The organism is Paenibacillus sepulcri, assembly GCF_042647105.1.
Classification (GTDB): Bacteria; Bacillota; Bacilli; order Paenibacillales; family Paenibacillaceae; genus Paenibacillus_Z; species Paenibacillus_Z sepulcri.
In genome coordinates this window covers 853,006-866,174 of record NZ_JBHRUP010000001.1, presented here as the reverse complement: position 1 = coordinate 866,174, position 13,169 = coordinate 853,006, and the positions used below count along the sequence as shown (strand labels likewise).

Here is a 13,169-nt window from a genome sequence, read left to right as displayed (position 1 = left end):
CCGGACAGGGAGAAGGCTCATGTTTAAATGGCTGTTCATCAACAGAAGCATCCGCACCAAAATCGTCTTGAGCAGCGTTCTTATTTCACTGATCCCGATGCTTATTCTTTCTTATCTCTTCTATGAGACGAGTACCCGTTCTCTGGAACGGACGATGCTGCGCAGCTCCGATCAGAATGCTGTCTATTTGTCCAAATATCTGGATCAATACTTTCATAATATCGCGACATCGGCTCTTCAGGTGTACAAGTTCGCCCGGATCATCGGTCTGATGGAGCATGGCGTCAACTATGGCGACCCCGATTTCATTAATCTGAAGGACACGCTGCAGAACTATTATTCGCTCATTCAGAACAACAACAAGGATATCATCAGGACGATGATCTATGGCAAAGACAATACGTTGAAGGATTCCTGGTCCATTGCCGGAAGCTATGACCAGATTGATTTCAAGAGCATTCCGGGCTATAAGGAGATGCTCGATTTGCCGTTCCAGCAATCGATGATGCTTTCCTATTATGACGAAACCATGAAGCAGAATTTTTTTGTATACGCGATCACGATCTACAATCCTTTCTATAAGGAGAAATACGGCACGCTCGTTTTCTACATCCAGCAGAAGCAGCTGACGAAAATCGTGGAGTCCAACAACCGCCCGCCCAATGTCATTGTCCTGCAAAATGCCAACGGGGAGGCGTTCTATCGGACGAACGATAAGTATGCGGATGTCGTGGCTACCTTCAAGCGGCCCGCCAACCCGTACGTGAACGACTCTTATGATATCAGCTTCTCCAAAACGCCGAATCTCCTTGTCAGCACGTCCTATCTCGATCATGCGAATATGGGACTTACAATTGTTTATCCGAGCACGGAGATGGCGCAAAACCGTAAAAATACGCTGCATATTACAGTCGGAGCCTTCCTGTTCGTGATGCTGGTCATCCTGCTTTGTTCCATCCTGGCGCAGCAGTACATTACCAGGCCGATCCAACTGCTGGGCAGGGCGATGAAGGATGTCCGCAAAGGCAATTTCCATGTCAGCCTCAAGCCTTACAAGTACCGGGACGACCTGTCCGAGCTGACGCGCAACTTCAATTTTATGACGGAGAAAATCCGCGATCTGATCGAGCAGGATTACCAGATGCAGCTGCGCAGCAAGGAAGCGCAAATCCTCGCGCTGCAGATGCAGATCAATCCGCATTTTCTGTACAATACCCTGCAAACGATAGGCGGCAAGGCCGTTCTGTTGGGAGACTATGAGATCCATGAGATGTGCCGCGCGCTGGGGGATATGTTCCGCTACAGCTTCTATGAGGGCAATATGGAGTCGACGATCAGGCAGGAGCTTACCCATGTGAACAATTATTTATATATCCAGCAGTTCCGGTTTGACGATGCGCTGTCGGCGGATTTTGACGTGCAGCCGGATTTAATGGACTGCTCCATTATCCGCTTCGTGCTCCAGCCGATCATGGAGAATGTGATTGTGCATGTCTGGGACAAAGAGATGAGCGATCAGCTCCGGATCAGTGTCGGTGCCATCCACGAGCGGGATTCCGTTATCATTACGCTTCGAGACAGCGGTCCGGGCATGGCCCCTGACAAGCTGGCCGCGCTGCGGTCCGGACTTGACCGCAAGTCGCTTGATGTGTTCTCCGGCATTTCCATCGGGCTTAAAAATGTCCATGAACGGATCCGGCTCGTATACGGCGGTCCGAATGGACTGGAGATTGACAGCGAGCCCGGATTGGGTACGACAATCCGGATACGAATCCCTTACAGAAAGCGGAGGGCTTGAGCTTGTACAAAGTAATGGTGGTAGACGACGAGACTGTAGGGAGGAAATCCGTCAGCAAGATGATCAGCGAGCTTGGTCTGGATGTCATTGTCATTGCAGAGGCCAAGCATGGGGAAGAAGCGCTTGAATTGATCCGGATCAATAAGCCGCATATCGTGGTGACGGACATGAATATGCCTATTATGGACGGGCAGCTGTTTCTGGAGAACCTGTACAAGCATTATAACGAAATCAAAACGATCGTGATGAGCGGATACTCCCAATTCGAATATTTGAAGGCAGCCTTGACCTATCAGGCATGCGAATATGTGCTGAAGCCCATATCCGTTGCCGATTTGAGAGACGCGATGGTCAAGGCGATCGAAGCCAGCCGCAACTATTCAAGTCTTCAGCAGCAGAAGAAATCAACGCAGGATATCGTGAAATTGCGCCGTGAAGAATTCTTGCAGCATGTCGCAGGCGGACGCATCACGAATTTGTCGGATATCCGCAAGCAGGCGGATGAATTGCAGATATCCCGGACAGCCGGAAGCTACCGGTTGGCCATCTGCATGTTTCGCCAGTTCAATGAGATTTCCGCTACCAAATTCCACGGCAATGCGGACCTGTTCATGTTCAGCGTCGAAAATATATTAAATGAAGTCATCGCCGGGGCGATGCAAGGCAGCCCGCCTCTGGTGTACAAGTCCGACGACCGGATGCGGATTTGCCTGATCCTTCCCGAGCAAGTCTTTGACGACAATCGGAGCCGGGAACTGGTAGCGGCCTTTCATCATGCCGTGCACTCGATACTCAAAGCGGATGTTGCTGCCGGGATCAGCTCGGTTTACCGGGAACTGGACAAACTGCCGGAAGCCTTTCGTGAAGCCAAAGACGAGCTGTTCCGGAATCGGTTGAATTATTCCGGGCTGAGTATATCCTCCGCCGCCGATCCAGCCAGGACGACGAACGGGGAACTGCTGTCTTCATTTGACCTGAAAACACTCCATCAGGCCTTCGCTGCAGGCAAAGCGGCGGAGAGCAGCAGGCTGCTGCAGGTTTTTTTGCGCAAGGCTGCTGCTGATCCCGCAATCACGATTCAGGGCATCCACCGGGATCTTCATAAAATACTGGATATCGCCGCTTCGGAGCTGAAAGGCATCGGGGCGGCCCATCCTTCGCTTTTTGATCCAAGGGCTATTGCGGTTATTCTGGATGCGGAGCAGCTCCGGTTGTTTCTGGACCAGCTGGCGGAGGCGCTGGGCCACTACGGGGCAAGTCTGGGCGTATCGGAATCTGTTCATACAATCCGGGAAGTGGTGCAGTTTATGGATGAGCACTACTTTGAGGATGTCAGCCTGATCGATGTGGCAACAAGGTTTCATATGGACCCGAGCTATCTCAGCAAGCTGTTCAAGACCGTGACCAACGAGAATTTTATTGAGTATCTCACGCGCAAGCGGATGGAAAAAGCATGCGAGCTGCTCGGCGGCTCCGACCGCAAGATCAACGAAATCGCCGAGCTTACAGGCTACGAGAACCAGCGTTATTTCAGCCAGGTATTCAAGAAATTCACCGGCCGGACGCCTTCCGAGTACCGCGAGCATCATGCCCCTGGAACATGATGCTCCAAAATATTGAACATCGGAAGCACCATTTATTTTATTACCAGCCGTACCAGAGCGGAAGTAAGATAAAGGCAGAACGGGGAATTTCACGTTCAACCCAAACCAAACAAGAGAAGGGGAAACGAAATGAAAAAGTTTTTAAGCCTTGGCATCTGCGCGCTTCTTCTGATGCTTGCGCTGTCCGCATGTGGAAGCGGCAACAATAATCCGCAGCCTGCTGCAGATACCCCGGCAGCACCGGCCAACGGCGCCGGCAATGCCGGAGCGAATGAGCCTGCTGCGAGCGATGAGCCTGTCACCATTTCGTTCATGCACTTCAAGAGCGATGTGACCGACGGCGTCGCCAAAATCGTCGAACAGTTCGAAAGCGAGAACCCGAACATTAAAGTCGATGTGCAGCCTGTCAAATATGACGATTACTACACGCTGCTCAAAACCAAGATGGCCGGCGGCGATATCATTGACGTGTTCACCCTGAACTCCGGCGCCCAAACGAAGCTGTTCGCGGACGGCGGTTATCTGGAGGATTTGACCGGCAAGGACTTTTTGTCAAACTTCGATGACAGCGTACTGAAGGCGCAGGCAACAGACGGCAAAAACTACATTATGCCTGTAAATGCAGGACCAATCGCTGTTTACTATAACAAAAAAATCTTCAGCGACCTGGGTATTGAAATTCCAAGAACCTACGACGCGCTGATGGCGGCAGCCCAGAAAATCAAGGATTCCGGCAAAACGCCTTTCGCATTGGGCTGGAAAGATCTGTGGACGCTTAATATGTGGATCGGACGGGATCTGCCGAGCAACACGGTGCTTGTAGGCAACATCCCCGACTTCTTCGACAAAATCGAGACGGGCGCCGCCAAATTCGCTGACAATCCGGCGATCAAAACCACACTGGCGCATGCGATGCAGCTCTACCAATACGGCAACAAGGACCAGCTCGGCGTAGACTACAACGGCAGCGTGGATCTCTTCGCCAAGGGCGAAGCCGCCATGCTGTACTCCGGCACATGGCCGCTGGCTGATATCCAGAAGAAAAATCCCGATTTGTACAATAGCGGAATGGGCGTCTTCCCTTACCCGTTCAGCAATGACGAAAGCCTGAACAAGCTGGAATTCAATCCGGATGCGTCGCTCGCGGTCAACAGCAAGTCCGAGCATAAGGAAGCAGCCCTGAAATTCCTGGCCTTCATGGCGAGCAAAGAAGGCGGCGACGCATGGGTGAAGAACATCAACTCCCTGAGCTATGTAAAAGGCTCTTCGACTGATATTGCGCCGGCCATCAATGATTTGAAGCCTTACTTCGATAATGGCGAAACCTATGATTCTCAAGGTTATATGGCACGTACGACAATCGACTGGCTGACTCCGCTCGGTCAGGATATGCAGAATCTGTTCTTCGGCAAGGAAACTGAGGATCAGGTCATCAAAAATATTGACGACTGGATTGCCAAAAACCATAAATAACAGATGCAAACAGCAGCTGACGGCATAGGCGCGAGATGCCTATGCCGTCAGCTTTAAGGAAGGGAACTTGGCCTATGGGAAACCTGAAACGAATGATACGCGGCGAGGCATGGTATTTGCTGTTCCTTGTGCCGGGGATCTGTTTATTTTTGATCGCGGTGTTTATTCCGCTGCTGCTCGGAGTCCGCTATTCCTTTACAAGCTGGGACGGAATATCGCCCAAGCTTACTTATATCGGCTGGGACAATTACGTGCAAGCTCTTCAGGATTCCGATCTGTGGAGAGTACTCGGAAACACGTTCAAATATGCGTTTATCCTCACCATTCTCGTTAATGTTCTATCGCTGCTGCTCGCCCTGCTGCTTGATTCCTATCTGAAATTCCGGAATCTGTTCCGAACGATATTCTTTCTGCCAAGCGTTATATCCGTCGTCTTGTCGGGATTTGTATGGAACTACAATTACAGCAACGGCTTTCCCAAGCTGCTTGCCTATTTCGGGCTGGACGTCACCAGTCCGCTGGGCAATCCCGATTATGCCTTGTTTGGGCTGATCGTGGTCGCCGTCTGGCAGGGCATCGGCTCTCCGATGATCATTTATATCGCCGGGCTGCAGGGCATCCCGGGCGAATTGATCGAGAGTGCCAGGATTGACGGGGCGGGCGCATTCCGCACGTTCAGAAGCGTGACGCTGCCGCTCCTGGCGCCTTCGGTCACCATCAATTTGCTGCTGGTGCTGACAGGAGCGCTCAAAGTGTTTGATCTTGTATTCGTCACTACAAACAGCGGACCGGGCTTTGCCACCGATGTGATGACGACCTTCATCTACAGAACCTCGTTCGCCAATTTCAAAGCCGGATACGGAATGGCGCTGTCGATGATTTTCTTCCTCATCCTGGTCATCGTTACGATTGTCCAGCTGGGCATCTTCAGAAGACGGGAAGTGGAATTCTGATATGAAAGCATCCCGAATAACGGTCTTCATCCTCGTCGCGATCCTGGCGGTTGTGTTCCTGTTCCCGCTTTATGTCGCGCTGCTTATGTCACTGAAAACCTCACAGCAGACGTTCGTTTCCTTTTACGCGCTGCCGTCGAGTTTGAACCTGTCCAATTTCGTGCATGCCTGGGATACATCGAAATATCCGACGGCCATCTCCAACAGCTTGATCGTAACCGCCATCTCCGTCGCCTTGATTATCATTTCTTCGGCGCTGGCAGGGTATTCGATCGCCAGAAGGAACAAGCCGTTCTACAATGCGATCTTTGTCATTCTGCTCTCGGGAATGATGGTGCCTTTCCAGGTGACGATGCTGCCGCTGTACAAAATGGGCAAGACGCTCCATCTGATCAATACGCACTGGGGAATCACGCTTATCTACGGAGGTCTCGGCGTACAGATGGGGGTGCTGTTCTATACCGGATTCATCCGCGGCATCTCCAGGGAAATCGAGGAGGCGGCCCGTATTGACGGCTGCTCGACGCCGGGTATCTTCATCAAGGTCATTATGCCGCTGCTCAAGCCGGTCACCGCGACTGTCATTGTGCTGAATGCGCTGTATATCTGGAATGACTTCCTGCTGCCGCTGCTGTTTCTGCAGGACAAGGCGTACCGCACCATTCCGCTGCAGCAGTATTTTTTCTTTGGCCAATACAGCAGCGATCTGAATCTGGCCTTCGCTTATGCCGTAATGGGGATGATTCCGATCATCGTGTTCTTCCTGTTCATGCAGAGATATATTATTAAAGGGATTGCAGCCGGCGCAATCAAGGGTTAGCCCGGTTATAAATGCCGCCTCCTTGAACAGGCTATATCAATAATAATTACACCTGATGTCATCCCCGCGATGGCATCGGGTGTATTTCTTTTGCGCCCTGTGCAGGCAGCAGAGCGCTGTACGGCGGTGCATCCCGGGGATAATCACATCCTCAAGCCGCATGCAGGAATACCATGCACGTCGATAACAACCTGAACGTACTGAAAATGGCGGATTCCTGCGAATCTTTATAGGAACGGGCATAAGGGACATCAAGGTTGGAGGCAGCATATGAATCCGGTTATGAAGAACAAGACGAAGCATTCACATTGGAAAGGGTTAATGATTGCAGTTGTGATCGCTTGTATTTTGGCAGCGGCTGGTTGGGAGATCTTCCGCATGCTGGTTGCGGAGCAGGATATTTCAAAGCTGGCCGAGCCGCTGCCTGCGGCGACTATTCTATATGAAGCGAGCGGCAAGGAGGCCAGCCGGATCGCTCTGGGCACCATCGAAGCCGTCCGTTACGAAAGCTTGCCCAAGTCATTCATCGATGCGGTGGTGGCGGTCGAGGACAAGCGTTTCTTCGAGCATGACGGCATGGATATTTGGGGGATCGGCCGGGCGCTCTATACCAATCTCACGTCAGGAGAAACCAGACAGGGCGCAAGCACCATCACACAGCAGCTGGCCAAGAATGTGTTCCTGTCCCAGGAGCGGACATGGTCCCGCAAGTGGAACGAGGTGCTGCTCGCCAAGAAGATAGAGGAGAATTATAATAAATCCGACATTCTGGAGATGTATGTCAACCAGATTTATTACGGAGAAGGGGCATGGGGGATTAAGCATGCCGCGGAAACCTATTTTGGCAAATCCCCCCCGGAACTTACAGTATCGGAGTCTGCGCTGCTGGCAGGCCTTGTCAAGGCCCCGTCTGCGCTTACTCCCTACAAAAAACCGGACCAGGCCAAAGCGCGGCGCAATGTCGTGCTCCAGCTTATGAAGGACCAGGGCCGGATTACGGAGGAGGTTTACAGTCAAGCGGTCAAGGAAGCGATCATACTGCGGAATCCCGCGTCCAAGCAGGATACGGCATTGAAATATCCGTATTATGTCGATCAGATTATCCGCGAGGCATCCGCCAAATACGGATTGACAGAGAATGAAATTCTGCATGGCGGTCTGAGGATCTATACGACGCTGGATGCGCGTATGCAGCAAGCGGCTGAACAAGTCTATGCGCAAGAGGAGCTGTTTCCGCCAAGCGCGGCGGATCAATTGATCCAGAGCGGAGCCGTATTGGTCGATCCCCGCGATGGCGGTATCAAGGCGCTTATCGGCGGCAGGGGCAAGCAGCCGTTCCGCGGCTTCAACCGCGCCGTTCAGTTGAAGCGGCAGCCGGGATCAGCCATGAAGCCGATATCGGTCTATACGCCGGCCTTCGAGAAGGGTTACCGCCCGGAAGACACAATCGTCGACGAACCGGTTAATTACGGGGGGTACCAGCCGCAGAATGCGGGAGGGGCTTACCATGGCGAGGTGACGATTCATGAGGCGATTACCGAGTCCTATAATATTCCCGCGGTCCGGCTGCTTAACGATATGGGCATTGATGCGGGGATGGATGCGGCGGCCCGGTTCGGGCTTGAGCTGACGGATGCCGACCGAACGCTGGGACTTGCTTTGGGCGGTCTGCAGGAAGGCGTATCCCCGCTTGAGATGGCCGAAGCCTTTGGGGTATTTGCCAATGATGGTACCCGTATGCCGGCACATTCGATTATCCGGATCGAGACTGCGAGCGGCGAGGTTCTTGCTGATGCAGGAGATATAACCGGAGAGAAGACGACCGATCCTGCTATCGCCCGTATGATGACAGCAGAGCTCGAAGGGGTCGTGCAGGATGGAACGGGGGAATCCGCCGCACTGGCTGGCCGTCCGGCTGCCGGGAAGACGGGAACGACGGAGATGCCGGGAACCGGAGGGGCGGGAGCCAAGGACAATTGGTTCGTCGGCTACACGCCTCAATTGGTGGGAGCGGTATGGCTCGGATACGATCATACGGACGCCGATCATTATTTAACCACAAGCTCCAAAGCCGCGGCTGCCGTATTTCAGGTGCTGATGACTGAAGCGCTGCAGGGCGAGCCGGTCATGGATTTCCCGGATCCGCCGGGCACATCTAGCGGCAATGCGCATGGCGGTCACGTCGATGACAACGCTGAGAATCAGGATCAGAAGGGACACAAGAACCCGGATAAGGATCAGAAGGAACCAAAATGGCATAACCCGTGGGGTAAAAAAGATGATGATCATCCCCGTGACCGGGAGCACGGAAGCCGCGGACATAAGAAAGACGACAAACATAATGATGATGACGATGACGATTGAATAGTGGAGAAAACTGCTTCTGAAGAATTTTCTGCCTGCTCTCCGGTTAATCACCGGCCTCTTGCGTTATATATAGATAAACGGGATGTCGCCGCTAAACACGGGTGACATCTTTTTTTGTTCCGGAAGCTTGATTTGTGCGTCACGCACGCGATAAATTTAAGGGGGGTTAGCATGAAGCGGGTTGCGTACTGGATACCCGGAATCAAGATCCTGGTCTTTTTCTTTGGCAGCTGAATAGGAGTTGATTATTCAGACTGAAATGTTGAAAATAACGGCAAAATAAAGACGGAGTACTCTAAGAACGGAGGAATTCTGCATGAGAAGCACTCATCATCAATTGCCGGGTGAATCTATTCATCTGTACAAATGGGAGCCTGATGAAGGCGAAGAGATCACGGGTTTGATTCATTTGATCCATGGCTCCTGCGAGCATGCGAGGCGCTATGAGCATTTTGCCAGATATTTGACGGACCGGGGGCTGGTTGTGTACGCCAGCGATCTGCGTGGTCATGGCTGGTCGGTGGAGAAGCGGGAGGAGCTCGGCTTCTTCGGGGAACGGAACGGCTGGGCGGGCATGGTGAGCGATCTGAGGCGTGTGACAGCCCTGGCCAAATCCGAGCATCCGGATTTGAAGCTGACGCTGGTCGGGCACAGCATGGGGTCCTTTCTCGCCAGGCATTATGCCATTATAGCCGGTGAGGATCTGGACGGTATGATTTTGATCGGAACGGCGCATCAGCCCCGGGTGCTGCTTCATCTGGGAAGAGGAATTGCAGCTTGGGAAATCATGACCAAGGGCTGCATGTACCGCAGTCATTTTCTCAATAAGCTGACCTATAAATCCTTCAACCGCCGGATTAAACCGGCAAGAACGCTCCAGGACTGGCTCACCCGCGACGAAGCGGAGGTGGATCGTTTTATTGATGACGAGCAGTGCGGATTTGTTTTTACAGCCGCCGGCTTCCGGGATATGTTTGACGGACTGCTCTACATTACGAAGAAATCCAACATCCGGCACATGCCGCGCAATTTGCCCATTGTCATGCTCTCCGGTCAGGATGACCCGGTTGGCGCCTACGGCAAAACAGTGAAAAGAGCCTACCGTTCTTTCGGTAAAGCTGGGGTAATGGAGCTGGGGATGACCTTGTATGAAGGCATGCGGCATGAAATCCTCAATGAAATTGGCCGTGAGCAGGTATATGGCGATGTTCTTAAATGGATTTACGGGACCGTAATAAAACCGGCGAAACAGACCGCGCATTCATAATCGTCTGAAGTGTGAACAAACCGCTCTTCAATTTCTTACATAAAGCATAGGAATAAGGCGAATAATTCGTTATAATATAAGGGATCTCGTCAAAAATTTCATTATTAAGGAGAACAACCATGGAAAAAATACTTATTTTCGGACACAAAAACCCGGATACGGACACCATTTGTTCCGCAATCGCTTACGCCGATCTGAAAACTCAGCTGGGTCTGAATGTTGAAGCCGTTCGCCTCGGTGAAGTGAACGGAGAAACGCAATATGCGTTGACACAGTTCAACACCGCAGCACCCCGTCTTGTGGAGACGGTTGCCGGTGAAGCTTCCAGCGTTATCCTGGTTGACCATAACGAACGCCAGCAAAGCGCTGCCGATATTGATCAGGTTCGCGTTGTGGAGGTTATCGACCATCACCGTATTGCCAATTTCGAGACAAGCCAGCCCTTATACTACCGCGCTGAGCCGGTTGGCTGTACAGCGACGATTCTCAATAAAATGTACAAGGAAAACGGCTTGAAAATCGGCAAAGAGATTGCCGGTCTGATGCTCTCCGCCATCATCTCCGATTCCCTGCTGTTCAAATCCCCGACCTGCACGGAGCAGGATATTGCGGCAGCCCGCGAGCTTGCCGAGATCGCCGGCGTGGACGCTGAGAGCTACGGACTGGAAATGCTCAAAGCGGGAGCGGACCTTAGCGACAAAACGATCGCTCAACTGATCTCCCTTGACGCCAAGGAGTTTACGATGGGCAGCTATAAAGTGGAAATCGCTCAAGTAAACGCTGTGGATACCAATGATGTGATTTCCCGTCAAGCCGAGCTTGAAGATGCACTGAGCGGCATTATCGCCGATAAAGGACTCGACCTGTTCCTGCTGGTCGTGACCGATATTCTCAATAACGATTCCGTTGCGCTTGCGCTAGGCAAAGTATCCGGCGCTGTTGAAAAAGCTTATAACGTCAAGCTTGCCGACAACAAAGCAATCCTCAAGGGCGTTGTGTCGCGCAAATCGCAAATCGTCCCTGTTCTGACGGATACATTGAACAACTGGTAATTCCAATCGATTCAATAGAGCAGCCGCCGGCCTTTGCGCCGGCGGCTTTTTATTATTCCCGTTGTAGTCCTTGTCTCTACAGGATTTTGAAGGAGAGGAACCCCAAATTGTGGTACAATTGTAAAAGTGAACTTTTGGCATCTGCGTAAAGGAGTTGGGGGAATTGATCAGGACCATTCTGCAAAGCCTGCTGGCAGGGGCTGCGCTCGCCGTTATTTATTTGGCGGTGCAGATTGGACAAGGCGTCTACATGACCATGAAATATGTGCCTGACATTGCCGAGGCGTATAATACGGTGGAGCCGGCTGCAAGCGAGGTTTCCTTTGGCCGGGTGGAGAGTCCGAATCAAGAGGTCTGCATGTTCATATTTATTGTCCTGGCAGGAAGTGTCCTGTTTATTTTGGGAAAGCTTGGCTATAGGCGTTATCTCAAAAAATCTTGATTGCTGCAAGCGTTTCCTATAGAATGAAGAGTACGTTGAAGCAGGAGGTAGTTTGCCGTGATGATGATGACCGTATTCTTGACAGCTGTTCAGTCCTAATAAACTGAATAGACGGTATTTCCAAATTGAGATGAGAAGATTCGGTCGGATGGCCGGATTGATTTTTCATGGCTAGATTGGGATACCGGAAATGTCTTGAACATTACGGTCAATCGGTTGCTCCTGCAAATAAACAGGGTTATTTCAGTTATTACCCGTTGTATGCCTGAGCTGTGAATGGACATTTGTTCATTTGCGGCTTTTTTTGCGTTCAGCCGGTTTTCCGATTTTCCATTATCGGAGGAACCCAGCATGAATAGAATTCGTTATATGGCCACGGTGCTCCCCGGAATAGAAGCCGTCCTGGCTGATGAAATGACCCGTAAAATTCCGGAGGCGCGAATCAAGTCGATTAAACGAGGAAAAATCTTTTTTGAAACGGATTTGCCCGCCCGCGATCTTCTGTCCTTGCGCACCGCTGATAATATTTACCGTGTAATCTGCTGCTTTTCTGTTGGGCTCCACCGCTCGGATCTGCCCAGACTGCAGAAGAATATCGCGGCATGCGATTTATCTTTTGCAGATACCGCCGGCTTGCGCGAGGGGGGATTCGTGGTCAATGCCAGCCGGAAGGGTGCGCACAGCTACAGCCGGTTTGAGGCGGCTGAGGCGGCCATATGCGGCATCGGGAGGCATTATCCCAGGTGGAGAAAGGGAAGCCCTGAGAGTCACGGCTGCGAATTTCGCCTGGATATTGATGATGATGCAGCTGTTTTTTCATTCCGTATGACGGATTCAACCTTCAGATACCGCTCCAGGGAACGCATCTTCACTCCCGGTGCTCTTCGCCCAACCGTTGCCCACGCGCTTGTGTGGCTGTCATCGCCGCAGCCTGCCGACCGCATCATCGATCCGTGCTGCGGATCCGGAACATTAGTAGGCGAACGCCTGGCTTATCCTCTTCGGGAAATCAGGGGAGGGGATTGTTCCGCGAATGCGGTTCAGGCCAGCAGGCATAATTTGCCGGGGAGGTTCCCGGCAGCTATTCATCAATGGGATGCAAGGAATCTGCCGATTGACAACGGCTGGGCCAGCACGATTATCAGCAACCTGGCGTTCGGCAGGCAAATAGGCCAGCGCGAGTCATTGCAGGAGCTGTATGGCGCTCTGCTCAGGGAAATGTCCAGGCTGCTTGACCCGGCGGGCAGAGCTGTTCTTCTTGCGGAAGACGGCGCACTGCTTCGCTCGGCAGCGGAGCAATACGGGCTTGACTGTACGGAGCTGATGCGGATCAGTCTGAAAGGGATTCAGCCCGCGATCTACCGTTTAACCAAATAGCTGACATTTTAAAAAA

10 protein-coding genes are annotated in these 13,169 nt (G+C 52.1%); all 10 read left to right on the top strand.

All coding sequences use genetic code 11. The annotated features are described in order from the left end of the window. The first annotated feature begins 19 nt into the window (after positions 1-19). The 10 genes from ACFOLF_RS03815 (at position 20) to ACFOLF_RS03770 (ending at position 13,153) form a co-directional block, all read left to right on the top strand. The gene (locus tag ACFOLF_RS03815; RefSeq protein ID WP_210039738.1) at positions 20-1,798 is read left to right on the top strand and encodes a sensor histidine kinase; all 1,779 of its coding nucleotides are present in this window, start codon (positions 20-22) and stop codon (positions 1,796-1,798) included. 2 nt (positions 1,799-1,800) lie between these two features. Then, entirely contained in the window at positions 1,801-3,402 is a 1,602-nt protein-coding gene (locus ACFOLF_RS03810; protein WP_210039739.1) for a helix-turn-helix domain-containing protein, read from the top strand. A 129-nt stretch (positions 3,403-3,531) separates the two neighbouring features. Continuing rightward, positions 3,532-4,875, top strand: a complete 1,344-nt coding sequence (locus tag ACFOLF_RS03805; RefSeq protein WP_210039740.1) for an ABC transporter substrate-binding protein — start codon at positions 3,532-3,534, stop codon at positions 4,873-4,875. 74 nt (positions 4,876-4,949) lie between these two features. Next, on the top strand, positions 4,950-5,828 hold the full coding sequence (locus ACFOLF_RS03800) for a carbohydrate ABC transporter permease (protein ID WP_210039741.1): 879 nt from the start codon (positions 4,950-4,952) through the stop codon (positions 5,826-5,828). A gap of 1 nt (position 5,829) precedes the next feature. Beyond that, entirely contained in the window at positions 5,830-6,648 is an 819-nt protein-coding gene (locus ACFOLF_RS03795) for a carbohydrate ABC transporter permease (protein ID WP_210039742.1), read from the top strand. Positions 6,649-6,918: 270 nt separating this feature from the next. After that, the gene (locus ACFOLF_RS03790; RefSeq protein WP_210039743.1) at positions 6,919-9,012 is read left to right on the top strand and encodes a transglycosylase domain-containing protein; all 2,094 of its coding nucleotides are present in this window, start codon (positions 6,919-6,921) and stop codon (positions 9,010-9,012) included. A gap of 319 nt (positions 9,013-9,331) precedes the next feature. Then, complete coding sequence (locus ACFOLF_RS03785; RefSeq protein ID WP_210039744.1) at positions 9,332-10,282, top strand: alpha/beta fold hydrolase; 951 nt, start codon at positions 9,332-9,334, stop codon at positions 10,280-10,282. Between the two features lie 119 nt (positions 10,283-10,401). Then, positions 10,402-11,334 (top strand): manganese-dependent inorganic pyrophosphatase, encoded by a 933-nt coding sequence (locus tag ACFOLF_RS03780; protein ID WP_210039745.1) that lies wholly within the window; start codon positions 10,402-10,404, stop codon positions 11,332-11,334. 163 nt (positions 11,335-11,497) lie between these two features. Then, positions 11,498-11,776, top strand: a complete 279-nt coding sequence (locus ACFOLF_RS03775) for a hypothetical protein (RefSeq protein WP_210039746.1) — start codon at positions 11,498-11,500, stop codon at positions 11,774-11,776. A gap of 351 nt (positions 11,777-12,127) precedes the next feature. Beyond that, entirely contained in the window at positions 12,128-13,153 is a 1,026-nt protein-coding gene (locus ACFOLF_RS03770) for a THUMP domain-containing class I SAM-dependent methyltransferase (protein ID WP_210039747.1), read from the top strand. The last annotated feature ends 16 nt before the right edge of the window (positions 13,154-13,169 follow it).

Coding starts and splice junctions, on each gene's coding strand:
- ACFOLF_RS03815 (WP_210039738.1), top strand. CDS start 20: ATGTTTAAATGGCTGTTCATCAACAGAAGCATCCGCACCAAAATCGTC.
- ACFOLF_RS03805 (WP_210039740.1), top strand. CDS start 3,532: ATGAAAAAGTTTTTAAGCCTTGGCATCTGCGCGCTTCTTCTGATGCTT.
- ACFOLF_RS03800 (WP_210039741.1), top strand. CDS start 4,950: ATGGGAAACCTGAAACGAATGATACGCGGCGAGGCATGGTATTTGCTG.
- ACFOLF_RS03795 (WP_210039742.1), top strand. CDS start 5,830: ATGAAAGCATCCCGAATAACGGTCTTCATCCTCGTCGCGATCCTGGCG.
- ACFOLF_RS03790 (WP_210039743.1), top strand. CDS start 6,919: ATGAATCCGGTTATGAAGAACAAGACGAAGCATTCACATTGGAAAGGG.
- ACFOLF_RS03785 (WP_210039744.1), top strand. CDS start 9,332: ATGAGAAGCACTCATCATCAATTGCCGGGTGAATCTATTCATCTGTAC.
- ACFOLF_RS03780 (WP_210039745.1), top strand. CDS start 10,402: ATGGAAAAAATACTTATTTTCGGACACAAAAACCCGGATACGGACACC.
- ACFOLF_RS03770 (WP_210039747.1), top strand. CDS start 12,128: ATGAATAGAATTCGTTATATGGCCACGGTGCTCCCCGGAATAGAAGCC.